The sequence below is a fragment of the Spirosoma oryzicola genome, from assembly GCF_021233055.1.
Classification (GTDB): Bacteria; Bacteroidota; Bacteroidia; order Cytophagales; family Spirosomataceae; genus Spirosoma; species Spirosoma oryzicola.
Genome location: NZ_CP089538.1, coordinates 5,561,321 through 5,585,050, shown reverse-complemented (window position 1 = coordinate 5,585,050; position 23,730 = coordinate 5,561,321). Strand labels below are relative to the sequence as shown.

Here is a 23,730-nt window from a genome sequence, read left to right as displayed (position 1 = left end):
CTGATAGCACCCATGAAACTCAAGGTCGGTCGATACAGTATAGGGCCAAACGTGCTGATGAACGTTGTCTTCATCGGCTTTTTGATTGGTCTGCATATCGGTATTATAGCGGCAGCCCATTCGAATGGAAAACATACTCCGTAGTTACCCTTTCTGGCTGTATACAGTATCATAATTCCGGCTTTGATACGACGTGTACTCAATGAGTTTAGGAAAGAAAATTCGTCTAATTAATTTATGCCTGCTACCCTCCGCTGTATCGCCATCGACGACGAGCCCATTGCGCTCAATGTGATTAAATCGCACGCTAGTAAAGTTCCTTTCCTTGACCTGAAACGCACGTTTGTCAACGCCATCGAAGCCCTGACCTTCCTGAAAACCGAACCGATTGATTTGATTTTTCTGGATATCAACATGCCGGATCTTACGGGGCTTGACTTCGCGCAGGTGGTCGGCAACAAGTCGCTGGTTGTATTTACTACGGCTTACCCTGAATACGCGTTGCAAGGGTTTGAGCTAAGTGCGCTGGACTATCTACTGAAACCCATTGCCTTTGGGCGCTTCATGCAGGCGGCAAACAAAGCCTACGAGCGCTTATCCGACGATGCTAAAAAATCTCCTTACGTTTTTGTAAAAGACGGCTACGACTGGGTACGGATCAACCTCGACGAACTGCAATACGTGGAGTCGGAAGGAAATTATCTAACCTTTCAGGAAATCGGCAAGAAAGCCGTTACGCGCATGACCATTGGTGAAGCCGCCGAGATGCTTCCGGGCGATCAGTTTATGCGCGTTCACAAGTCGTACATTGTTTCCCTCAACCGTATCGAGAAAATAGAACGGCACCAGCTTACCATCGGTAAAGTACAGGTGCCGTTGAGTGGGTCGTATCGCGATGAACTACTAGAACGTGTGAAGTAGCCTACCGATATCCTTTCTGCCAGTATTTCCACAGCCGGGCCGCGTCAGCAACGGACTGTTCCGCGTAACCGCACGAACCGCAAATCGCAACGTGTAATGTTGCGGTTTCGCTGGCTCGAATTTGCAAAGCGCTGGTACGGGGTTCGGTAATCCGAACGAATGTGTTGGTACCTTCTGAGGTAGTAAGCGGGAGCGGTCCCATTATGTCAATAGAATTGCACCTAGGACATTGAGTCATCATGTTTTGCATTGTCCAGATTGAAATGGAGCCCTCGGTTCTCGCGCCGGGCCATTGCCATTTTGATGACCAAATAAGCGACTTCGATCATGTTGCGCAATTCGCAGATGGGTGCAGATACTTTCGACTGGCGGTAAAGCTCTTCATGTTCGAGGTAGATCAACTCAAGCCGGTCCATCGCCCGCTTCAAGCGTCGATTCGTTCGTACGATACCGACGTAGTTGGACATAATCGACTCCAGTTCTTTTTTCATCTCTGTAACCAGAACTAGTTCTTCGGGGTGGGTCGTACCGGCGTCATTCCAGAGGGGGAGGTTTTCGGGTAAAACGGCCTGATCGAATAACTCGACGGTTTTTTGATAAGCCCGATGCCCAAACACAACGGCTTCGAGTAGGGAGTTGGACGCTAACCGATTGGCTCCGTGAAGACCTGTGCAGGAACATTCCCCGACGGCGTACAGGAACTGAATATTGGTCTGGCCCCACTCATTAACCCGGATTCCCCCGCATAGGTAGTGTTGCGCCGGAACGACGGGGATAAAATCTTTCCGTAAATTAAGACCGAGATGATCGTGGCAGTAAGCGGTAATCGTTGGAAAATGCTCGACAAATTTTTCGTAATCGCAATGCGTCACGTCCAGATACACATGCGGATCACCCGCTTTTTTCATCTCGGAGTCGATGGCGCGCGCCACGATATCGCGCGGGGCCAGCGATAGGCGCGAATCGTAATTCTCCATGAACGTTTCGCCCTTCTTGTTTCGCAGGATACCGCCAAATCCCCGGACGGCTTCGGAGATCAAAAAGTTGGGTTTCTTACCGGGTTCGTAAAGCGCTGTCGGGTGAAACTGGATGAATTCCATGTCCTTGCATACCGCTTTTGCCCGGTAAGCCATCGCAATACCATCGCCAGTAGCGATGTTGGGGTTGGTGGTATTCTGGTAGATATTGCCAATACCACCCGTTGCCAGCAAGGTTGTTTTTGCGAGAAACTGTTCAACCTGACCCGTCTGTGTATTCAGCACATACGCGCCAAAACACTTGTTATCCGTATCGTATCGATGAACCGTCTCGCCAAGCTGGTGCCGCGTAATTAGTTCAACGGCGTAGTAGTGCGTGAAGATCTCAATAGACTTCAAGGAATGAGCCTTTTCAAGCAAAGCCCGCTCAATCTCTGCCCCGGTAATGTCCTTGAAGTGCAAAATTCGGTAATCGGAATGACCCCCTTCTTTGGCTAGATTGTAGTCGTCGCTGCCGTGTTCTTTGTCAAACCGGGTTCCGTAATCGATCAGCTCGCGAATACGATTGGGCGCTTCCCGGATAACAATCTCAACAACATGAGGGTCGCTCAGAAAATCGCCAGCCACCATCGTATCGTCGATGTGCTTCTCAAATGAGTCGGCCTCTGACCAGACGGCGGCAATGCCTCCCTGGGCGTACTTCGTATTGGTTTCGTCGGCCTGAACTTTAGTGATAACACCGATGCGGACGGGCGGTGCGTTCGATTCACGTTCCAGGTTCTCGAAGTGCATCGCCAGCTTGGTGGCGTAACTCAGGCCCGCGATACCAGAGCCGATGACAAGAAAATCGAATTGATGGGGCATTACTAAGTCAATTGAACAAGCCCGGTGCGCACCGGGCTACCACTCAAAAGATGATAAAGCTATTTTCTGAATCGTTACTACTTACTCAATTCCAGCATTCGAGCCACTGACTCGTACGCTTTGACGCGCACGTCTTCCGGAACAATAATCTCCGGCTGTTCGTACAGCATGGCATTGTACACTTTTTCCAGCGTGTTCATCTTCATATACGGACACTCGGAACAGGCACACGTATTGTTTTGACTGGCGGGTGCCGGAATAATTTTCTTGTGAGGAACCGCCTGCTTCATCTTGTGAAGAATACCGGCCTCGGTTCCTACGATAAACGTCTGCTCCGGACTATCAACCACGTACTTCAGCAGCGCCGTTGTCGAACCCACGTAGTCGGCCTGGCTCAAAATGTGTTCCTGGCATTCGGGGTGAGCGATAAACTTAGCGGTAGGGTACTGCTGGCGAAGTTTGGTTAATTTCTCCTGCGAAATATCGATGTGCACAATGCAGGCACCGTCCCAAAGCACCATATCCCGGCCTGTTTTTCGGGCGACAAAGCGGCCAAGGTTCGCGTCGGGGGCGAAGATGATTTTCTGATCTTTAGGCAGGCTCTCGACAATTTGCAATGCGTTTGACGAAGTGACGATGATGTCCGACAGCGCTTTTATTTCAGCGGAGCAGTTGATGTAGGACAACACAATATGATCGGGGTACTGCGCTTTGAAAGCCGCGAACTTATCCGCCGGGGCTGAATCGGCAAGCGAACAGCCGGCATTAAGATCGGGTATAACCACCTTTTTTTCGGGGGACAGCACTTTCGCCGTTTCACCCATAAAATGCACACCGCAGAATACAATCATATCGGCGGGGGTGGCGGCAGCTTGCTGGCTCAGGCCAAGACTATCGCCAATGTAATCGGCAATATCCTGAATGGAGCCATCAACGTAATAATGCGCCAGGATAACGGCGTTTTTTTCTGCTTTCAGCCGCTTAATCTCGGCTACCAAATCGATATCGTCGGCAACGGGTTCGTTTACGTAACCAACTCGCTGAACTTCTTCCAAAAGCGCTTCCATTTACTAGTAATAGGTAGTTTATGATAAAACACTAAAAAACGGTAAAATGTCACAATCACCGTTTAGGCAGTAGTGAGTTTTGCGGGCACCTGCCGGGTGAGTCCACGTCGGACATTCCATGCTGGGCGAGTCCACGCCGGGCGAATTTGGGGAAATCGTTTGGGCTTTCAAACAACAGACCCCATTTGGTTCGTTTTGGCCTAAAGTATAAGTGTCCATGACCGACGATATTCTTAAGCTTCGCGTTGTTCGCATCCAGGCAGAAACTTCTGACACTAAAAGTATTTACCTGGAATCTGTTGATGGCCGATCTGTTCCGCATCGTGCCGGACAATTTCTAACATTGATTCTGCAACACGGCGAGAGCGGCCCGAATTCGCATGAAATAAGAAGATCTTACTCGCTTAGTTCAACTGCCGACGAGCCGTTGCGATTGACGATCAAGCGCGTTCAGAACGGCGAAATTTCGCGAATGCTGCTTGATACCCTGCGTGTCGGAGACATACTAACGAGTTTACCACCCGCCGGACGATTTACACTGGATGAGAACTTGCCGGGGGATGTTGTGCTATTGGGGGCTGGGAGCGGTATTACGCCACTGTTTGCGCTGGTCAAGCAAGTTTTACGTACTGAACCGCATCGGCGCGTGACGTTGCTGTACAGCAGCACCCATGAACGAAGTATTATTTTTCGGGACGAACTAGCCGATCTTCAGCGTCAATTTCCCGATCGTTTTCGACTGTTGTATTTGTTGAGCAATCCGTCCGAGGATTGGAACGGTCTGCGCGGACGGCTCAATAATGTTATGCTCGAACGCTTGTTGCCGACCTTGATCGGTAAATCAAATCGAGAAACAAGCCATTTCTTCGTGTGCGGACCGGGCGATTACATGCGCATGGTGCAGTTTACACTCGTATTCAGTGGGTTTCACGCTGACCAGATTCGACGGGAGAATTTCGTTGTAGAACCTGTCGTGCTGACCCCACCACCCATCATCGCCCAGGATCGGACGGTGTTACTTCGGTTTCGGGGACGGGAAATCGAAATTCAGGTTCCTGCTTACAAATCCATTTTGCAGGCTGCGCTGGATGAAGGTATTGCTTTGCCCTACAGCTGCCGGGGAGGACGGTGCTCTACCTGCGTGGCTCGCTGTCAGTCGGGGAGCGTACACATGACGATCAACGACGTGCTTACTGAACGCGACCTGCGCGAAGGCTGGGTACTGACCTGCACTGGCTATCCCGAAAGCGATGACGTTGTGATTGAGGTATAAGAGATAGTGCCTCGCCTGATCAACGATTGCCCAATTCGGCGGGGCACCAGCCATATCATGAATTTACTTTTGTTCTCAGGAAGGCTAATAAAACCTCTAAACCTTTCTGGTAGTGTAAGTTATTGGGAATAACAATGTCTGCCTGGTCCTTATGCGGTTTTACGAACTCGCGGTAAGCCGGACGTACATGATGTTTCCACTGGTAATTGATCAATTCCTCGGTAAGACCTCGCTCGGCCTGGTCACGGCTAAGCCGCCGGTCGAGCTTGATGCTATTTTTTGCGGTAATATACACTTTCAGATCGAGCTGAGTAGCTACGTCGGGAAAGTGAAAAACAAACAGTCCTTCAACAATAATAATCGGTGTAGGGCGGTAGATCAGCATCCGGGGAATCACGTTCGGGTTGTTAAACGTGTATTCTTTGGCTTCAATCGTTTGCCCCGCGTGCAGCAGACTTAAATGTTCTGCAAACAGTTCGTGATTGATCGTTACGGGCAGATCGAAATTATAAACGCCGTTCTGATCAACCGGAATAAAATCGAGCGTTCGATAATAGTTATCCTGTGAAATCAGGCAAATCTGGTCTTCGGTAAACGCATTAAGAATATCCTTTAGAACGGATGTTTTTCCTGAAGCACTGCCGCCGGTAATACCGACGATAAACGGTTTGGTTGCCATAATAGAACAAAGATACGGAGAACACAAACCAGTTTGTTGCTTCTTTTGTCCTATAGCGTGAAGAAACGAATGAACAAGCCACCGATGATAGCGCCAACCAGCGGCCCGACGATGGGTACCCAGGCGTAAGCCCAATCGGAAGTGCCTTTACTGGGGATTGGTAATACGGCATGCGCGAGTCGTGGGCCCAGATCACGAGCAGGGTTGATGGCGTACCCCGTGGTACCACCCAACGAAAGCCCAATGCTCCAAACCAGGATACCAACCAGATACGGTCCAACACCAATAGCGAGTTCCCCCAGGTTTTTAGACGATATTCCGGCCAGACCCAAGATAAGAACAAGCGTAGCTAACATCTCGCTTAAAAAATTGGCACCTGGTTTCCGAATGGCAGGTCCTGTACCAAAACAAGCGAGTTTGTCTGCTGGATCGGGGGTAGCCGCCCAGTGGGGAGAATAATGCAGCCAGACCAGCGTTGCCCCGATAAAACTACCGATCAACTGTGCGGTTATGTAAGGAACAACGTGACTGTAGTCGTTGGTGGCAACCGCAAAGGCTACGGTGACTGCTGGATTCAGGTGTGCATCAACGCTTCCAAACGATTTCGCCACAAAAACGCCCATGGTTACCGCGAAGGCCCACCCGGCTGTGATAACAATCCAGCCGGCAGATTCACCCTTGGTTTGTTTGAGAACAACGTTGGCAACAACACCGTTGCCTAAGAAAAGTAGCACGGCTGTGCCGATTAATTCGCCGATAAAGGGAGAAGTCTGCATTGAACAATACGAGCTATCAGCCGGTACTATAATCGTTGGGATAAAGGCACTGCTGTTACCAATGAGTGTTTACCGGCTGACGCTTGATCTCAAGGTTTAGGAATAGTTTGTGCGAATTAAATCATATTTTCAACACATTTACAATGACAACGCATCAACGCTTATGAAAAGCATCATTTTTGAGCAGACTGGCAAGCCCGGCCAAATCCTGAAAGCAACTGAAGTAGCACTGCCCGAGCCGGGTCCAAATGAAGTGCGCGTGAAGGTAATTGCCGCACCGATCAACCCGTCGGACATCATGTTTGTCCAGAATCTGTACGGTATTCGGCCACAGCTACCGTCGGGAGCTGGTTTCGAAGGCGTAGGTGTTGTCGATGCCGTCGGCGAGGGCGTTCAGATACCGACCGGCACCCGAGTGAGCTTTAGCGGTGTTGGCTCATGGTCGGAGTACGCGCTGGCGCACGAAAAAGCGCTGGTGCCCATTCCCGATGAGATTTCGGACGACCTAGGAGCGCAACTATTTGTCAATCCGTTTACGGCTTACGCAATGGTGCAGGATTCGGGTGTGCCGGAAGGTGGCTGGCTACTGATTACCGCTGTTGGATCGGCTTTCGGAAAATTGGTCATTCAGTTGTGCCAGATGCGGGGGATCAAGACCATTGGTACCGTTCGACGCGATGATCTTGATGAAGAATTGAAAGCATTGGGGTTAACCGAAGTTATCAATGTAGAAACCGAAAATTTAGCCGCTCGTGTTAAGCAAATTACCGATGGAGTTGGTGTCGCCTGCGTGCTGGATGCTGTGGGTGGACATACTGCTACCGAAGCCTTAACCTGTCTGGCCAAAGCAGGAACCATGATCATCTATGGATTGATGAGTATGCAGGACCCAACTATTAATGCCGGGCTGCTGATTTTTAGAGAATTAACGATTAAAGGATTCTGGCTTACGGACTGGATGCGCCGTGTTGACAGCCAGACCCGGCAGGATGTTGCTCAGAATGTAGTGCGGTTGTTGGCATCGGGAAAAATTCAGTTGCCCGTTGAAGCGTCTTACCCGCTTGATCAGATTACCGAAGCGACCGAACATGCCGAGCGACCAGGACGGCGGGGTAAAATTCTTATCAAACCTTGACTAGCTTACCAAAAAATGGGTAGTTTAGCCTGTAGGTTTAGCGTACACTGCCTAAGTTTATCGTTTGTATAAAACAGGCTTCACTATCTTTGAAACAATATCCGAGGAAAGCGGCTCGTTTGTGTCAAAACAACAGCTGGTCAAACTCACTCACTTACCCGACTCGTTCGTATGCTCTTGCTTCAGGTTCCGGCCGTTGACACCACGGCCGCGTCGTTGTCAGCCACGGCGGCCCCCCAACCACAAAGTTTACAGTTATTTGATCTGGTTGCCAAGGGCGGCTGGGTTATGATACCCATTGCGCTGCTGTTCTTTTCGGCGCTTTACCTGATTTTTGAACGCTATTTTGTGATTCGCTCCCAAACGAAAAGCGACCCGAACTTCGTCGATAATATTCGGGATATGGTAGCCCAGGGAAATATCAAATCGGCGGAGTCGTTTGCCAAGAATCAGCGCACCGCTATGGGACGCGTTTTCGAAAAAGCAATCGGTCGGATTGGTTCGCCAATCAAGGAAATCGAAAGCACGATTGAAACCGTTGGCCAGATCGAATTGTCACGGCTAGAGCGAAACATGGGCTATCTGGGTATTATTGCCGGTATCGCTCCGATGCTTGGCTTTATCGGGACCATCTCCGGGATTATTCGTATCTTCTATGACATCTCCTTATCGGACAACATCAGCGTTGGTATTATTGCGGGTGGTCTGTACGAGAAAATGATCACCTCCGGTGCCGGTCTGATTGTCGGGGTTATTTCGTACACGGGGTATCACCTGCTGAACATGATGATTGAGCGGTTCACGCTTCAACTGGAGATGAATGCATTTGAGTTTATCGAAGTTCTCCAGAAACCGACGGCTGAACCCGCTCGGATGCGATAGGATTCCGGGGTTCGGCCGTAGTATGAGCCGAATCAACTGGTACTTTTCGGGCTAACAGCCGTTATCTGGTGCCTTACTTACTATGAAACTTCGAAGAAAAAATAAATTTGCTGCCGAGGTCGCGACATCGTCGCTGAACGACATCATGTTTTTCCTGCTGTTGTTTTTCCTCATCATTTCGACGGTAGCAAATCCGAATGTTATCAAGCTGATGCTGCCCAAAGCGTCATCGTCGCAGCAGTTGAGCAAAAAACAGGTGACGTTGTCGGTCGATGATAAAAAGCAGTATTTCATCGATAAAAAGCCCGTTGATGCCGCTAGTCTGGAAACGGAGCTAAAAACAATCATGGCTGGCATTGCCGAGCCAACGGTTGTCGTACGGTTTGACAAATCGCTGACGGTCCAGGATCTGGTCGATGTGTTACAAACGGGTGCCAAGCTGAACATCAAAATGGTGATGGCAACGTCGAAATAAGACAATTTTGAAAGAGTGGTAAGCCGTTGCAGCACTGCAACGGCTTTTTTTATTCTCTTCAATCAATTGACCCGACTTCGTAGTTTATAGGACACCGAACCTAACCGTTGTCTTTATCTATGATCGCTGATTACACCGAAGCCGCCGTCTGTCACGTTGATGACCTTGCTGATGGTCAACTGAAAGAAGTTCAAGTGGGTGATACGGATGTGCTGCTAGCCCGCGCTGATGGCCAGTTTTACGCGCTTCATCCGAAATGCACGCACTATCAGGGTCCACTAGCAAAGGGACTACTCAACGGACACCGGCTCGTTTGTCCTTGGCATAATGCCTGCTTCGATGTTAGAGACGGGCATCGGTTAGAAGCACCAGCCCTCAACGGATTACCCACGCACGAGGTGCGAATCGAAAATGATCAGGTGTTTGTCCGCCTGACAACGAATAAGGAAAGTCTCGAAAATCCAATGGTTACGCCTGATCCCACGAATGGGGAAACCTATGTTATCGTGGGTGGAGGAGGAGCCGCGACCTTTGCTGCAGAAGGTTTGCGGGAAGGCGGATTTACGGGCAAAATTACGGTGCTTACTGAAAGCCAGGAAAGACCGTATGACCGGCCCAACTGTTCGAAAGACTATTTACAAGGGGAAGCGCCTGACGAGTGGATGCCACTTCGTACGGAAGAGTTCTATCAGGATTATGGCATCGACATCCGGACAAACCAGCGTGTTGCTTCGCTTGATCCTACTACAAAGCAAATCGAATTGGCTTCCGGCGAAACGCTGACCTACGATAAGGCTCTGGTCTGCACAGGGGGCCAGCCTAATTTGCTGCCGGATGTAGACGTCAATATGCAAGGCGTTTATACCCTCCGTACACTGCACGATAGCCAGCGTCTTCGCGAACTGGGACAGTCGGGAAAGCGCGTCGTTGTTGTGGGTAGCTCGTTCATTGGGTTGGAAGGAGCCATGAGTATGCACAAGCTAGGTTGCGAAGTAGACGTGGTTAGCCCGGAGCCTGTACCGTTTAGCAAAACACTAGGCGAGAAAATCGGTCGGCTGATGCAAGGCTGGCACGAAAAAGAAGGTATTCGCTTTCATTTGGGCTGTAAAGTAGCACAGGTAGAAGGCAACGATGCGGTCAAGGCAGTACTGCTGGATAATGGGCAGCGGCTTCCGGCTGATCTTGTCCTGTTGGGTTTAGGTGTACATCCAAAGACGGATTTCTTGAAAAGTATCCCACTCGAAAAAGACGGCGGGGTCAAAACGGACGCTTACCTCAAGCTGGCAGATGATCTTTATGCGGCTGGCGACATCGCTCACTATCCGACTCCAGACGGTAGCGAACGAATTGAACACTGGAAAGTTGCGGGCGTACAAGGCTATGTTGCTGGCTTGAACATGGCTGGTCGGGAGCAGCCTTACCACGAAGTTCCTTTTTTCTGGACCAATCAACTCGGCAAACGAATCAATTACGTTGGCCACGCCGATCATTTTGACGATATCATCTACGACGGTGATCCGCAAACTGATGAATCGTTTCTCGCCTTCTACGTACAGGAAAATCAAATTAAGGCAGCGGCTGGATTAAAGCGCGATCAGGATATTATTGCCATCCGGGAACTGATGCAAGCTGGTCGTATGCCATCGGTCGATGAGGTCCGGCAGGGTGTCAATTGGGTAGATCGGTTGAAAGAAGTCTAAACGAGCTTGATCGTGTAATTAACGCATAGTTAATTGCTTGCGCACAACTTGTCCATCAAACAGTTTACCTTTGTGGCCTAACCGTGTTGTTTATTCGGTTTGGTTATGACGCATCAACTTGTACTCAAAAAACCGCTCGCTTTCTTTGACCTCGAAACGACTGGCGTAAACGTAGCGAAAGACCGTATTATTGACATTTGCATCATTAAGGCGTTACCAAATGGTGAAGTAGCTACTAAAACCCAGCGCGTTAACCCTGGGATGCCTATTCCGTTGGAGTCGAGCTTGATTCACGGCATTTATGACGATGATGTAAAGGATGCCCCTCCCTTTAAATCCGTCGCCCGCACATTAGCGCAGTTTATGGACGGTTGCGATCTGGCAGGATTCAACAGCAACCGGTTCGATGTTCCCGTACTGGTTGAGGAGTTCTTACGCGCTAATGTCGAATTTGACATGAAAAACCGTCGGATGGTCGATGCACAACGTATTTTTCATCTTATGGAGCCACGTAATCTGTCGGCGGCTTACAAATTCTACTGCAACAAAGAGTTAGTTGGTGCGCACGGGGCCGAAGCCGACACGATTGCGTCGCTGGAAGTGCTTAATGCGCAGGTGCAGCGTTACATGGGCATGGTCGCCAAAGCAGATAGCGGACAGGACGTTGTTTTTGACAACGATGTGGATATGCTTCACAGCCTGACCGCCAACAAAAATGTCGATTTAGCTGGCCGGATTGTTATCAACGAAAAAGGCGAAGAGGTTTTCAATTTTGGCAAACACAAAGGACTGCCTGTGCTGGAAGTATTGAAGAAAGAGCCTTCGTTCTACGATTGGATGTTGAAGGGCGAATTTCCACTCGATACCAAGCGGAGGCTAACGGAAATTCGGTTGAGAATGTTCAGCAACGGCCATGCGAAAAAGTAAATAAGTAGAATTCAAGGCCGAATGTGGTAAAAATAATGCTCCAATTTGGACTATAGCCTTATTAATTGCCCAAATTCACGGTCTACCCTGGCTGCCCGAATTTGAGCAAGCCCGAATAATCTTTACATTTGCCATACTTTCTATTAACCGGCAAGCCATGCAACCCACGCAGGACGTCCTCATTCCGGAAGTCATTCAGCAAATACCGCTCACGTATTACCTGATTCTCAGCACCGCGCTGTTCGTCATCGGCATCATTGGTGTACTGACCCGGCGCAACGCTATCATCATCTTTATGTCGATTGAGTTGATGCTCAACGCCGTCAACTTATTACTCATCGCATTCTCTTCCTATCGTTCTGACTCGTCGGGGCAGGTTTTCGTCTTTTTTATTATGGCTGTAGCGGCTGCCGAAGTATCGGTCGGTCTGGCTATAATTGTTATGATTTATCGAAATACCCGATCCATTGACGTTGGATTGCTTAATAAGTTGAAATGGTAAAACAGTCAGCGGTGCTTATTCGGTAGAAAAACTGACTTATTCGTCACAATACTGATTACTGACCAACGACTATCGACTTACAACTAATGAAAATAGAATTACTCAGTGCATTAATTCCGCTTTTTCCGTTGATTGGTTTTCTTATCAACGGTATTGGCTTTCGGCGGGTACCCAAGAGCTTAGCCGGAGTCATCGCTACAGTTGCTGTACTAGCTTCTTTTCTGACATCGGCTTATTTGTTTGGCGCATTTATCGGCAACGCCGGACGTGTAGACAATGCCGGGCCGCTTGTCGCAACCCTGTTTGACTGGATCAGCGTCGGGGATCTTCACATTAACTTTTCCTTTCAGATTGACCAGTTATCGTTGTTGATGCTGCTGGTCGTGACTGGCGTTGGAACGCTCATCCATTTGTATAGCATTGGCTATATGAGCCACGATGAAGGATTCGGCAAATTCATGGCGTTTCTGAATCTGTTCGTGTTCTTCATGCTTTTGCTGGTGATGGGTTCGAACTACGTCATCATGTTTATTGGCTGGGAAGGCGTTGGACTTTGTTCTTATCTGCTGATCGGCTTCTGGAACAAAAACACGAGCTACAACAATGCCGCTCGCAAAGCCTTTGTCATGAACCGAATCGGTGACTTGGGCTTTCTGCTCGGTATCTTCATGCTCATCAACACATTCGGTACGGTTGAGTATGTCGATGTGTTTAAGCAAGCGACGAGCTTACCGATTGGTGATAGCACCATCCTGTTGATTACCATTCTGCTGTTTGTCGGTGCGATGGGTAAATCGGCTCAGATTCCGCTCTATACCTGGCTTCCGGACGCTATGGCGGGACCAACGCCCGTATCGGCCCTGATCCACGCAGCGACGATGGTAACGGCGGGAATTTACATGGTCGTTCGTTCAAACGTTCTCTACACGCTGGCTCCGCTGACGCTGGAAATCGTTGGTTACATCGCTATTGCTACTGCTTTACTGGCGGCTTCCATTGGCCTTCTGCAAAACGACATCAAGAAAGTACTGGCTTACTCGACGGTTTCGCAGTTGGGTTATATGTTTCTAGGTTTGAGCGCAACGGCTTATACGGCGGGCATGTTCCACGTAATTACCCACGCCTTCTTTAAAGCCTTATTGTTTTTGGGAGCGGGTAGCGTCATTCACGCTATGTCCGATGAACAGGACATTCGGAAAATGGGCGGCCTGCGCAAAGCCTTGCCTGTTACGTTTATTACGTTTCTGATCGGAACAATCGCCATTTCCGGTTTGCCGCCGTTTGCTGGTTTCTTCTCGAAAGACGAAATCCTAGCGCACGTTTTCGAACATAACAAACTATTGTGGGCTCTTGGTGTGCTAGGATCCGGTCTGACCTCCTTCTACATGTTCCGCTTGTTGTTCCTGACGTTCTTTGGTGAGTTCCGGGGAACAGAAGAACAGCGGCATCACTTGCACGAGTCACCCGCTACGATGACTGCTCCGCTAGTTGTTCTGGCTATTTTATCGGCCATTGGCGGTGGTTTGAACCTGCCGGGTTCGGGCTGGCTTGGTGATTTCATGGCTCCGCTGTTTGAAGGGTCGCGTCAGGTAAATCCAGAAGCATTTGCCGAATCGACAATCGAGCATAGTACCGAATATATCCTGATGGCGGTTTCGGCAGGTGTTGCTTTACTCGCTTTGGTGATCGCATACGTCACCTACATCAGCCGTGGGGCGGTTCCTGCTCCTGATAGTGCAGAACGCTCTTTGCCTGAACAGGTTGTGTACAATAAATACTACGTAGACGAACTGTACGAAACGATTATTGTACGGCCCATTCGTGGTCTGGGAGATGCCCTCTACAGCTTCGGTGAAGGACTTATTGACGGTATTGTCAATGGGGTTGCCTGGCTGGTTCGTCAGAGTTCAGCCCAACTTCGGCTTCTCCAGAATGGCTCCATCAGTTTCTACGTGTTCGCCATGGTGTTAAGCATTGCCGCCATTTTTGCGCTGCGGTTTTTCATTCGGTTTTAGTTAGCTACAACGAATTACGAGTACTCGTAATCGCCCATCGACACTCATTATATGCTTACACTATTCCTGATTCTTTTCCCGGTCGTCGCTGCTACGTTGATTTTGTTGCTTCAGGGAGAGCGGGTAAAACAAGTAGCGTTGGTTGCTGCATTGATTGAATTAGCAGTAGCAGGCTTTGCTTTCTCAAGGTTCCAGCCGGATTCTACCTCACAGTTTGGATTCGATTATCCCTGGATTGGTTCGTTAGGTATTCGGTTTAGCGCCGGTATCGATGGAATCAGTGTCCTGCTGGTGTTATTGACTGGCTTGATCGTACCATTTATTGTACTTTCTACGTTTGACCGGAGCTATGAGCGGCCTAATTTATTTTACGCTCTGATGCTTTATATGCAGGCTGCTTTGGTGGGTGTGTTTACCGCCCGCGACGGCTTCCTGTTCTACCTGTTTTTTGAAGCAGCCCTAATTCCGATCTATTTTCTGGCCGCGATGTGGGGCGGAGAAAACCGTATTCCTGTTACCTTCAAATTCTTTGTCTACACGATTTTTGGTAGCTTATTCATGCTGCTTGCGCTGGTGTACCTGTATTACCAAACACCCGCAACGGCTACCGCTCCTCACTCTTCGGCTATCGTAGACTTTTACAAGCTTAAGCTGACGCCCGAAGCGCAAAACTGGGTATTCTGGGCGTTCTTTATTGCGTTTGCCATTAAGATGCCCATTTTCCCCTTTCATACGTGGCAGCCTGATACGTATGTCGAGTCGCCAACTCCAGCAACAATGCTGCTAGCCGGTATTATGCTCAAGATGGGGGTATATGGTCTAATCCGATTCATCCTTCCTGTGGTACCACTCGGTGTCGAAACCTGGGGGAAAACAGCAATTATCCTATCGGTAATCGGCATTCTTTACGGATCGATCATTGCCATTCGTCAGCGAGATATGAAACGACTGATTGCTTATTCGTCGTTCTCACACGTGGGACTAATGGCGGCTGGTGTTTTTTCGCAGACCGAAACCGGTATGCAGGGGGCTCTGGTGCAAATGTTGGCGCACGGCATCAATGTTGTCGGTATGTTCTTCGTGGCTGACGTGATCTTCTCACGGACCAATACCCGTCAGCTCGATCAACTGGGAGGTATTACCCGCACAACGCCGAAGCTGACCGTTTTCTTCATGGTTATGCTGCTTGGCTCCGTTGCCCTACCGCTGACCAATGGCTTTGTGGGCGAGTTCCTGTTGCTGCACGGTGTCTTCACGTATAACCACTACCTGGGTCTAGCCGCAGGGTTTACCATTATTTTTGGTGCGGTATATATGCTGCGGATGTTCCAGAAAAGCATGTTTGGTCCAACCTCTTCCCGTACCGAATCATTTGCCGACTTGACTAGCTCCGAAAGCTGGGTGTTTATCCCCCTTGTCGTCATGGTATTCTGGATTGGCATTTATCCTCATACGTTTTTAAAAGTAACTGAACCGGCTGTCGCTAATCTGATGAAGTACATCGGTACAACGGCGGTTTCCTTGAAATAAACACAGAAAAGCTTTCGGTTAATCAGGTAATGCCTCACAGTACGCACTGGTCAACTGAAAACGGAAAATCAGACAAATATGCTTCCCATCGTTCTGTTATCGGTTTTTGGCATTGTACTTCTGTTCCTTGGCTTTCTTAAGTCAAAGACGGTGCTATTACCTGCAACGCTGCTCTTCCTGTCGCTGGCGTTAGTCGTTAACTTCCTTGATTGGAACAAGACATACCTGTACTTCAACGACATGCTACGGACCAACAACCTGACTATGGTCTTAACGGCCATTATACTCGGGTCAGCCTTTATGGTGGTAGCTCTGTCAAGCAAATTTATGGATGATGAGTCAGCGCAACCGGCTGAATATTACAGTATTATATTGTTTTCGCTGGTTGGTGCGATCATGATGGTTGGGTTCGAAAACCTGATCATGCTGTTTGTCGGTGTCGAGATTTTATCTGTTGCCATGTACGTGCTTACCGGTAGTGACAAGCGCAACCTGCGTTCCAACGAAGCCGCGCTGAAGTACTTCCTGATGGGTGCATTTACAACGGGTATCCTGCTGTTTGGCATTGCGCTGTTATACGGAGCAACTGGTTCGTTTACCTTAGCTGGTATCCGAGGTTACGCGGCTAACGCGCAGATGGGTCTTTCTTTGCTGCTGTACGTGGGGCTGCTCATGCTCTTGATCGGCCTGTTGTTTAAAGTTTCGGCTGCACCGTTCCATTTCTGGACGCCCGATGTGTACGACGGCGCACCTACCATTTTCACTGCGTTTATGTCAACCGTTGTTAAGACGGCAGGTTTTGCCGCTCTTTTCCGGCTGTTGTCCGTGTCGTTTGTCGGTGTTTACTCTTTCTGGTGGACCATTTTGGCAATCATCACGGCTATAACGCTGGTTGCGGGCAACATAACAGCCGTCTACCAGAACAGCTTTAAGCGCATGATGTCGTATTCGAGCATCTCGCATGCGGGGTATCTGTTGCTGGGCTTAGCGGCTTTAGGCACACAAACTAAACAGGCTATCGTGTTTTACTCGCTGGCTTACTCAGTGGCTACCATCTCGGCGTTTGGCGTTCTACTGCTGGTTGCTCAACAGCGCAGCACACAGACGTTTTCGGGTGAGGGTGTAACGAGCGAAAACTTTGACGCATTCAATGGGCTCGCTCGTCAAAATCCGCTCTTGGGCTTTGCAATGGCTGTTTCAATGCTGTCGCTGGCGGGTATTCCATTAACTGCCGGTTTTTGGGGGAAATTTTATATGTTCTCAACAGCCGTTGAAAGAGGACAAATCTGGTTATTGGTAGTAGCGGTGTTGATGTCTGCCGTTGGTATTTACTATTACTTCCGGGTTATCATTGCCATGTACTTCCGGGAGGGCGCGACTGAGCCGATTCGGGTAGCTCCATTTTACCAATACGTGCTACTCGCAGCCACTATTTTAACAATTGGGCTGGGAATTGCTCCAGGTTTGTTAGAAGGTCTTTTCTAACTAGTAACCAACTATTTAATCCCATAGCCTAAGTAAAAGCGTTCGCTTTGGACCACGTTTGGCGTCAAAGTCGTACTTTTAACGATAAATCACCAGACAAATCAACTGTCTTTTTCCTGGCCAGAACGTGAACGTGAGCAGTATAGAACAGCCGAAACCTACAGAATTCAAGAATATTTTTTCGTTCTTTCTGACGGCTTTGCTCGGAGCGTCCATCAACTTTATAAGCCAGATTTTTTACCGTAATTACTTCGACTACGCGACGAGTGTTCTCTGGGGCTATCTTACTGCTACCGTTCTAACGTTTATCCCCACAAAGCTTTTTGCTTTCTCGGCAGCTAAGACCGGCAATACGGGCCGCGAAATTGTAAAGTTTTTATTTATTGCTTTGGTAGCGCTTGTCGTCCAGGTGTACGTGTCTAAATACACCTTGGAGTGGTTTGCCAATCCTTTGTTTCCGAAGGCCCCCGAGCTTTGGCGTGAGAAAGGCTCTCACGTTGTCGGCATGGGCATGAGCTTCATGGCAAATTATTTTGGTCATAAACTGCTTACGTTTCGTAGTACCGGCATGTATGATAAGATCCGGCTACGTTCACAGCGAGAGAAAGAGAAGGTTTAAGTCCGTTGCTTATTCACACAAGTCTTTGAAATGTATAATTGACAATTGGACTTTTCTTCGGTTTCTTCCCGCTGAGAGATTCTAAGAAGAGTAAAGTTTGCATTACTAAGAAAAAAAGTATATTTGCAGTGCAAATCTCAAAGATCATTCAAGGACAATGAAAAAAGTATTCGCTCTCTTATTTGTAGGCAGCATGTTAACTTTCGCTGCTTGCCAAAGCAAACCAAAAACGGAAGAAACTACAACTGAGTCTACCTCTACGATGTCGACTGACACGACCACGATGGCTACCGATTCGTCTATGACGACGGATTCAGCTTCGACAATGGCTAGTGACAGCGCGAAGTAATTCGTTGACTTCCTTATCGAATTAAAAAGCCTTATTTTTATAAGGCTTTTTTCATTTTGACCTTGTCCGACGTTTTTACTACCTATTTTCCGCTAGGAACAGATGGCTACTGTCGCCAGCTGTGGCAGCAATACAAGTTCGATTTTCGAGTGGTAAAACCACGCCGGACTCGTCTGGGTGATTTTCGCGTTTTTCCTGATGGCAAAACGCAGATTACGGTAAACGCAGACTTGAATTCGTACGCTTTCCTGATTACGTATGTCCATGAGGTGGCTCATGCTGAGGTAAATCGTGCCTACCGAAGGCGGGTTCAACCACACGGGAAAGCTTGGCAGATAGCTTTTCAGCGGCTTATACAACCGCTCATGACCGAAGCTGTCTTTCCCGTGGATATTCTTTATCCACTTCAACGATACATGATCAGGCCAGCCGCTACTACATATGCAAACCCGGCTCTAATGACTGCTTTGCGCAAAGTCGATAAGGTATCCCTGAGCGGCATTAGCCACAATCGAACGCTGTTACGCGATGTGCCGGAGGGAGAATCGTTTCAATTTGATAAAAAGACCTTTGTGCGGGGCACGTTACGTCGAACTCGTATCGTTTGTAAAGAAGTATCGACAGGAAAGTCATACGCAATTTTAGCTCATGCATGGGTGGAACAATACTAAGCGGTTCACGATCGATACTTATTGGGTAAATGGTACACGAGAGTCTTGTACAAACTCGGTTAAGTGGATCATTAGTCTAACGGTCTGGCTATCGATTGCTAGTTTGCCGAACGTTCACGCTCAGTCGGTTCTGAAGGAAGGAACCTGGATCAAGATTGGCGTTGTAGAATCCGGCGTTTACCGGTTAGATCAGGCAACATTAGCCCGCATAAATCCTGCCTTCGCTAGCGCTGATCCCCGTACGTTAAGGCTGTATGGAAACGGTGGCGCGGTATTGCCCCAGCCAAATGCTGCCCAACGTGCATCTGATCTTCTAGAAAATGCCATACTCGTGAATGGCGAAGCCGATGGACGATTTGACGCGGGAGATGCTTTGTTATTTTTTGGGCAAAGTCCACATGTCGTTCGGTATGACTCGCTTGCCCGACGCTTCAAACACCAGATTAATCCCTACACCGATACAACGTTCTACTTCCTAACCGTCGGTGGCGGTCAGGGCTTACGCATTGCTGAACGTCCAGCCGGCGCATTGAGCAGTACGGCCACGGTTACGACATTCGATGATTATCAGTTTCATGAGCAGGATTTGGTAAAAATACCCTCTGTGCGCTCAGGACGCGAATGGTTAGGTGAGATCATGACGAACGATACCACTAAGACAATTCCTTTCGATGTTCCTGGTATTGTAGCGAGTGCACCAGTTCGGATTACCTCGTCTGTAGTAGCCGGGGCTTCGGCTACCACGCAATTTCGCGTGCGATTAAACGATCAGTTTGTTGGGACACAACTGATGTCGAGCATTTCTGGCTATGAGTACGACTACCAGGGCATTCTCCGAACGGATACCTTTTCTGTCAAACCGGCGACAGTTGCAAATCCCTTACGCGTAACGATTTCGTTTCAGAAAAATAGAGCAATCTCAGTACTGGGCTATCTGAATTATATTGGCATTCAGGTCCGACGAGAGCTTCGGCAGTACGATCAGCCAACTTGGGTGCGGCAGTTGGATTCTGGCCAGTGTGCTGTTCGACAGGCAGCAGCTACGTTACGAGTATGGAATTTAGACAGTCCACTTGTTCCAGTTAGTCAGTCTTACTCGCTGTCGCCAGCATCCGAGGCAAGATGGGTATCGGCAAACCGCGCTGATTATTATTTATTCACCGATAATCAGCTAAAAACGCCGGTTTCTCTGGCTTCAGTTGCCAATCAAAATATTGCCAGCTTAACTACGCCCAATCTATTAATTGTTACATCAGCTGCATGGCGAGCCGAAGCCGAGCGATTAGCCACGTTTCGGCGTGAACACGATCAGTTGACGGTGCAGGTTGTCACAACGCAACAGGTTTATAATGAGTTTGGCTCTGGAAAACCTGACCCGACAGCTATTCGGGATATGGTGCGCTATTTTTACCGAAAAACGCCCGGTCAACTGCGCTATTTGTTGCTCTTTGGTGATGCTACGTACGATTATCGGAACATAAACCGGCTACTCAGCGCTAGTCAGCTTGCTAATACCGTGCCGGTCTACGAAAGTAACGAATCGTTACACCCCGTCCTGAGCTACTCATCCGACGACTATTTTGGGTTTATGGATCGTAACGAAGGCGAATGGCCTGAAACAAACGCAGGTGACTACAAAATGGACATTGGCGTTGGACGCTTGCCTGTCAAGTCGACTGATGAGGCTAAAACGGTGGTGGATAAGCTGATTCGTTATAGCTCCGATCCTTCGCTGGCTGGTGACTGGCAAACACGGGTTATGTTCGTTGCTGACGATGGTGATTACAACATCCATCAGCAGGATGCTAATTCATTAGCGACCATGACGGAAACTAATGCTCCTTCATACCGACCGGAACGCGTGTTTTTGGATGCGTATCCGCAAGAGACTACGGCCAGTGGACAAAAATCGCCAATTGTTAACCAGCTAATCAATCGGGCCGTTGCTGATGGTCGATTGATCATCAACTATAGCGGTCATGGTGGCGTAGAGACATTGGCGGATGAACAGGTTGTAACGCTTCAGGATATTTTGTCGTGGAAAAACCGTCGCCTTCCCTTATTTGTGACCGCTACCTGCCAATTTGGTCGCTACGATGATCCGGCCAGTAACTCCGGGGCAGAATTAGCGCTGCTAAGTCGGTTGGGTGGAGCAATTGGCCTGTTAACCACAACGCGACCTGTGTATGCCAATACGAACCTTGTTCTGAATAAGGCGTTTTACAAATTCGTTTTTACGCCGATCAATGGTCAGATGTCCCGATTAGGGGATGTGATGAGGCTGACAAAAAATGATAGTCTGGTCGGCCCTGTCAACCGCAACTTTGCCTTATTGGGCGATCCGTCCATGCGTTTGGCGTACCCCCAGGCTCAGGTCATGCTCACTAAGGTTAATGGACGAACTGTTACCGCTGATCATGCCGACACACTACGCGCGTTGGAAACCGTTGAATTATCAGGTGAAATTCAACAGGGAGGGGGGCGCCTAAATAATTTTACGGGAACGCTACAGCTTACGCTCTATGACAAAGCAACCACGCAAACGACACTCGGTACCGAAAGCGCTAAGATGAATTTCAAAGCGTACACAAGTACACTGTTTGCGGGACAGGTAGCCGTAAAAAATGGTCAGTTTGCCGTTCGTTTCGTGATGCCTAAAGATATTTCGTACACGGTGGGAACGGCTAAGTTATATGCGTATGCTGTCCGGTCCGATAGCTTGCTTGACGCCGTTGGCAGCTACGATAGCTTACGGGTAGGGGGAAGCCTGGTAGTCGATAGTCTGGACACCCAACCGCCCCTTGTTCAGCTACACGTTGAAGGAGGAGCCTTGGATGGGGAGCAGGTTCACGTGGCTGGACCAGACGTAACGGTTCGCATTAGCTTGCAGGATAATCAGGGAATCAATACGGCACGGGCTGGTTTGGGCCATGAATTGACTATTCGGCTTGGGGATCAATCGCCTGTTGTGCTTAACGACGCGTATGTTTCGACCAGTGGTGATGGTCGACAGGGGCAGGCTGTTTATACCTTCCTGGATGTTACTCCTGGAGCGTATATTGTCCGGGTAAAAGCGTGGGATATAAACAATAATTCAACAGAAGGCACGTTGAGCATAGTAGTCTCGGGTAAGCCAGCATTAGCCCTTCGGGGCTTACAAGCTAGTCCGAACCCCGTAACGACGTACTCAACAATAAGTGTCGAACACAATCGAGGTGGTGAACCACTCGACTGGACTTGGCAAATAGTCGATCAAAATGGCCGTTTACTAAATCAACGAACAGGCCAGTGCAGTGATTGTCCAACTAAGCTCGATATTGGGACGTGGTATGGGTCGACTGATTCAGGCCAATCCGTACCAAATGGGTTGTATATAGTCAGATTACGTATACAGTCAGCGGCCGATGGGTCAGTGACTGGTGGCAGTAGTCGACTAATTTTATCGAAATGATTTTGTGGTTCTAGTAACCTGCTTTTTCTAATCCAACGAATCGTTGTAATTTTGACCGTTCAGGACTGTCCTATTCACTTAACCAGTCGCTGTTGTTGACCAACACACTTTGTATGAAGCGTAACTTTTTCCGTGTTATTCTCGGCGTTTGCAGTTTCTTTCCCGTCGTCGCTTTTTCCCAGGTAAACCTTCTGTCAGGACAGTTAAGTATCCCTACATCGGCAGTTCCATTCCTTAATTTCACGCCAGATGCTCGTTCGGGTGCATTGGGTGAAGCTGGGGTGGCATTGGGTGATGCCGATGCGAATGCTATCTTCTGGAATCCTTCCAAACTGGTTTTCGCCAAGCAATCGAAGGGGGCATCCATTTCGTATACGCCCTGGCTCCGCGACCTGATCGGAGACATGTACTACACTTATTTGACAGGCTACTCAAAAATTGGTAAAAATTCCGTTATCGGTGGTTCTTTAATGTACTTCGATTTAGGAACGGTCAATTTTACAACCGCAACGGGTGTAGCTGCGGGTACGTTCAACTCGCGAGAATACGCCGTTACGGCTACGTTCTCACAGCGTCTTTCGCAAAATTTCTCGCTTGGCGTTGATCTGAAATATTTGAATTCTAACCTGGCATCGGGTTCGTCTAACCCTGGTTTGAAGCCAGGTGCTACCGCTGCGGCAGACATTAGCGCATTTTATCGGAATGAAGCGCGTGACAATGCTACGGGTAGAGGTATCGGTTGGGCGTTTGGGGGTATGCTTTCCAACCTGGGTGGTCGTATCAACTATGGTGGCCAGGAGCAGTACTTTATTCCAACAAATCTACGTTTGGGAACGGCACTGACTTATTATGCTGACCAGTATAACAAGTTCAATTTTGTCTTCGATGTCAATAAACTAATGGTGCCTACGCCACCGGAATACGCACGGGATGCGAATGGCAACCCGATCCCAGTAGCGGGAACTAGCCCGACTCAGTATCAGATTTCGCGCGGCAAAGACCCCAACCGGAATTACTTTAGCGCTGTATTTGGTTCGTTTGCCGATGCTCCCGGTGGTCTGAGCGAAGAGCTAAAAGAGTTCACGGTTTCAACGGGTGTTGAATACTGGTATAATGATCAGTTTGCGGTTCGGGCTGGTTATTTCGGCGAATCAAATATTAAAGGAGGACGCAAGTATTTTACAACGGGTATTGGTCTGCGCCTGCAAGAGCGATTCGGGGTTGATTTCTCCTATCTTCTACCTGTAAAACAAGGAAGTCCGTTAGCCAACACGTTCCGTATTTCATTGCTTTTCAACTTCAACGGATCGAATGCCGTGGGAGCTGATAATGATAACGACTCAGCGGGCGACGATACAAATTATTAATTGGTAAGCCCGGTCGTTTGTAAAGAACTGCGATGGGTAAACCAATCTTAACGCAAATCATTACG

General features: G+C 48.8%; 21 protein-coding genes. 16 read left to right on the top strand and 5 right to left on the bottom strand.

Features of this window, described 5'->3' with window-relative positions:
• Positions 1 to 12 precede the first annotated feature (12 nt).
• Both LQ777_RS30540 and LQ777_RS23585 read left to right on the top strand, forming a co-directional pair.
• Entirely contained in the window at positions 13 to 144 is a 132-nt protein-coding gene (locus LQ777_RS30540; RefSeq protein ID WP_255720817.1) for a hypothetical protein, read from the top strand.
• A gap of 93 nt (positions 145 to 237) precedes the next feature.
• A complete protein-coding gene (locus tag LQ777_RS23585) occupies positions 238 to 921 on the top strand; it encodes a LytR/AlgR family response regulator transcription factor (RefSeq protein WP_232560372.1) in 684 nt (227 codons plus the stop codon).
• Position 922: 1 nt separating this feature from the next.
• Here the strand turns inward: LQ777_RS23585 and LQ777_RS23580 are convergent, their stop codons facing one another.
• From LQ777_RS23580 to nadA, 3 genes are all read right to left on the bottom strand, one after another.
• Entirely contained in the window at positions 923 to 1,123 is a 201-nt protein-coding gene (locus tag LQ777_RS23580; RefSeq protein WP_232560371.1) for a hypothetical protein, read from the bottom strand.
• A gap of 19 nt (positions 1,124 to 1,142) precedes the next feature.
• Positions 1,143 to 2,762, bottom strand: a complete 1,620-nt coding sequence (nadB, locus tag LQ777_RS23575) for an L-aspartate oxidase (protein ID WP_232560370.1) — start codon at positions 2,760 to 2,762, stop codon at positions 1,143 to 1,145.
• Between the two features lie 77 nt (positions 2,763 to 2,839).
• Positions 2,840 to 3,829 carry a quinolinate synthase NadA gene (gene nadA, locus LQ777_RS23570; RefSeq protein ID WP_232560369.1) on the bottom strand — a complete coding sequence of 330 codons (990 nt, stop codon included), beginning with the start codon at positions 3,827 to 3,829 and terminating at the stop codon, positions 2,840 to 2,842.
• A gap of 217 nt (positions 3,830 to 4,046) precedes the next feature.
• Between nadA and LQ777_RS23565 the strand changes: the two genes are divergently transcribed.
• Positions 4,047 to 5,102, top strand: a complete 1,056-nt coding sequence (locus tag LQ777_RS23565) for a ferredoxin--NADP reductase (protein ID WP_232560368.1) — start codon at positions 4,047 to 4,049, stop codon at positions 5,100 to 5,102.
• 55 nt (positions 5,103 to 5,157) lie between these two features.
• Here LQ777_RS23565 and LQ777_RS23560 read toward each other — a convergent pair whose 3' ends face one another.
• A complete protein-coding gene (locus tag LQ777_RS23560; protein ID WP_232560367.1) occupies positions 5,158 to 5,781 on the bottom strand; it encodes a uridine kinase family protein in 624 nt (207 codons plus the stop codon).
• A 50-nt stretch (positions 5,782 to 5,831) separates the two neighbouring features.
• Positions 5,832 to 6,557: an MIP/aquaporin family protein gene (locus LQ777_RS23555; protein WP_232560366.1), complete on the bottom strand. Its 726-nt coding sequence runs from the start codon at positions 6,555 to 6,557 to the stop codon at positions 5,832 to 5,834.
• A gap of 163 nt (positions 6,558 to 6,720) precedes the next feature.
• On the opposite strand from LQ777_RS23555, the gene LQ777_RS23550 reads away from it, so the two are divergent.
• From LQ777_RS23550 to porV, 13 genes are all read left to right on the top strand, one after another.
• A complete protein-coding gene (locus tag LQ777_RS23550) occupies positions 6,721 to 7,692 on the top strand; it encodes a zinc-dependent alcohol dehydrogenase family protein (RefSeq protein ID WP_232560365.1) in 972 nt (323 codons plus the stop codon).
• Between the two features lie 171 nt (positions 7,693 to 7,863).
• Complete coding sequence (locus LQ777_RS23545; protein ID WP_232560364.1) at positions 7,864 to 8,574, top strand: MotA/TolQ/ExbB proton channel family protein; 711 nt, start codon at positions 7,864 to 7,866, stop codon at positions 8,572 to 8,574.
• 82 nt (positions 8,575 to 8,656) lie between these two features.
• Positions 8,657 to 9,049: an ExbD/TolR family protein gene (locus tag LQ777_RS23540; protein ID WP_232560363.1), complete on the top strand. Its 393-nt coding sequence runs from the start codon at positions 8,657 to 8,659 to the stop codon at positions 9,047 to 9,049.
• Positions 9,050 to 9,168: 119 nt separating this feature from the next.
• A complete protein-coding gene (locus LQ777_RS23535) occupies positions 9,169 to 10,749 on the top strand; it encodes an FAD-dependent oxidoreductase (protein ID WP_232560362.1) in 1,581 nt (526 codons plus the stop codon).
• Positions 10,750 to 10,854: 105 nt separating this feature from the next.
• Positions 10,855 to 11,676 carry a 3'-5' exonuclease gene (locus tag LQ777_RS23530; protein WP_232560361.1) on the top strand — a complete coding sequence of 274 codons (822 nt, stop codon included), beginning with the start codon at positions 10,855 to 10,857 and terminating at the stop codon, positions 11,674 to 11,676.
• 157 nt (positions 11,677 to 11,833) lie between these two features.
• Positions 11,834 to 12,178, top strand: coding sequence for an NADH-quinone oxidoreductase subunit NuoK (gene nuoK / locus LQ777_RS23525; protein WP_046577146.1), 345 nt, complete (start codon positions 11,834 to 11,836; stop codon positions 12,176 to 12,178).
• 86 nt (positions 12,179 to 12,264) lie between these two features.
• On the top strand, positions 12,265 to 14,193 hold the full coding sequence (gene nuoL, locus LQ777_RS23520) for an NADH-quinone oxidoreductase subunit L (protein WP_232560360.1): 1,929 nt from the start codon (positions 12,265 to 12,267) through the stop codon (positions 14,191 to 14,193).
• Between the two features lie 51 nt (positions 14,194 to 14,244).
• Positions 14,245 to 15,723 (top strand): complex I subunit 4 family protein, encoded by a 1,479-nt coding sequence (locus LQ777_RS23515; RefSeq protein ID WP_232560359.1) that lies wholly within the window; start codon positions 14,245 to 14,247, stop codon positions 15,721 to 15,723.
• Positions 15,724 to 15,801: 78 nt separating this feature from the next.
• Positions 15,802 to 17,208, top strand: coding sequence for an NADH-quinone oxidoreductase subunit N (locus tag LQ777_RS23510; protein WP_232560358.1), 1,407 nt, complete (start codon positions 15,802 to 15,804; stop codon positions 17,206 to 17,208).
• Between the two features lie 127 nt (positions 17,209 to 17,335).
• A complete protein-coding gene (locus LQ777_RS23505; RefSeq protein WP_425276916.1) occupies positions 17,336 to 17,827 on the top strand; it encodes a GtrA family protein in 492 nt (163 codons plus the stop codon).
• Between the two features lie 411 nt (positions 17,828 to 18,238).
• On the top strand, positions 18,239 to 18,847 hold the full coding sequence (locus LQ777_RS23500; protein ID WP_232560356.1) for a SprT family zinc-dependent metalloprotease: 609 nt from the start codon (positions 18,239 to 18,241) through the stop codon (positions 18,845 to 18,847).
• A 103-nt stretch (positions 18,848 to 18,950) separates the two neighbouring features.
• On the top strand, positions 18,951 to 22,298 hold the full coding sequence (gene porU, locus LQ777_RS23495) for a type IX secretion system sortase PorU (protein ID WP_232560355.1): 3,348 nt from the start codon (positions 18,951 to 18,953) through the stop codon (positions 22,296 to 22,298).
• Between the two features lie 113 nt (positions 22,299 to 22,411).
• Entirely contained in the window at positions 22,412 to 23,665 is a 1,254-nt protein-coding gene (gene porV / locus LQ777_RS23490) for a type IX secretion system outer membrane channel protein PorV (RefSeq protein ID WP_232560354.1), read from the top strand.
• Positions 23,666 to 23,730: the final 65 nt, after the last annotated feature.

Coding starts and splice junctions, on each gene's coding strand:
- LQ777_RS23530 (WP_232560361.1), top strand. CDS start 10,855: ATGACGCATCAACTTGTACTCAAAAAACCGCTCGCTTTCTTTGACCTC.
- LQ777_RS23510 (WP_232560358.1), top strand. CDS start 15,802: ATGCTTCCCATCGTTCTGTTATCGGTTTTTGGCATTGTACTTCTGTTC.
- nuoK (WP_046577146.1), top strand. CDS start 11,834: ATGCAACCCACGCAGGACGTCCTCATTCCGGAAGTCATTCAGCAAATA.
- porV (WP_232560354.1), top strand. CDS start 22,412: ATGAAGCGTAACTTTTTCCGTGTTATTCTCGGCGTTTGCAGTTTCTTT.
- LQ777_RS23515 (WP_232560359.1), top strand. CDS start 14,245: ATGCTTACACTATTCCTGATTCTTTTCCCGGTCGTCGCTGCTACGTTG.
- nuoL (WP_232560360.1), top strand. CDS start 12,265: ATGAAAATAGAATTACTCAGTGCATTAATTCCGCTTTTTCCGTTGATT.
- LQ777_RS23550 (WP_232560365.1), top strand. CDS start 6,721: ATGAAAAGCATCATTTTTGAGCAGACTGGCAAGCCCGGCCAAATCCTG.
- LQ777_RS23580 (WP_232560371.1), bottom strand. CDS start 1,123: ATGGGACCGCTCCCGCTTACTACCTCAGAAGGTACCAACACATTCGTT.
- nadB (WP_232560370.1), bottom strand. CDS start 2,762: ATGCCCCATCAATTCGATTTTCTTGTCATCGGCTCTGGTATCGCGGGC.
- LQ777_RS23535 (WP_232560362.1), top strand. CDS start 9,169: ATGATCGCTGATTACACCGAAGCCGCCGTCTGTCACGTTGATGACCTT.
- LQ777_RS23560 (WP_232560367.1), bottom strand. CDS start 5,781: ATGGCAACCAAACCGTTTATCGTCGGTATTACCGGCGGCAGTGCTTCA.
- LQ777_RS30540 (WP_255720817.1), top strand. CDS start 13: ATGAAACTCAAGGTCGGTCGATACAGTATAGGGCCAAACGTGCTGATG.
- LQ777_RS23565 (WP_232560368.1), top strand. CDS start 4,047: ATGACCGACGATATTCTTAAGCTTCGCGTTGTTCGCATCCAGGCAGAA.
- LQ777_RS23585 (WP_232560372.1), top strand. CDS start 238: ATGCCTGCTACCCTCCGCTGTATCGCCATCGACGACGAGCCCATTGCG.
- LQ777_RS23545 (WP_232560364.1), top strand. CDS start 7,864: ATGCTCTTGCTTCAGGTTCCGGCCGTTGACACCACGGCCGCGTCGTTG.
- LQ777_RS23540 (WP_232560363.1), top strand. CDS start 8,657: ATGAAACTTCGAAGAAAAAATAAATTTGCTGCCGAGGTCGCGACATCG.
- nadA (WP_232560369.1), bottom strand. CDS start 3,829: ATGGAAGCGCTTTTGGAAGAAGTTCAGCGAGTTGGTTACGTAAACGAA.
- LQ777_RS23555 (WP_232560366.1), bottom strand. CDS start 6,557: ATGCAGACTTCTCCCTTTATCGGCGAATTAATCGGCACAGCCGTGCTA.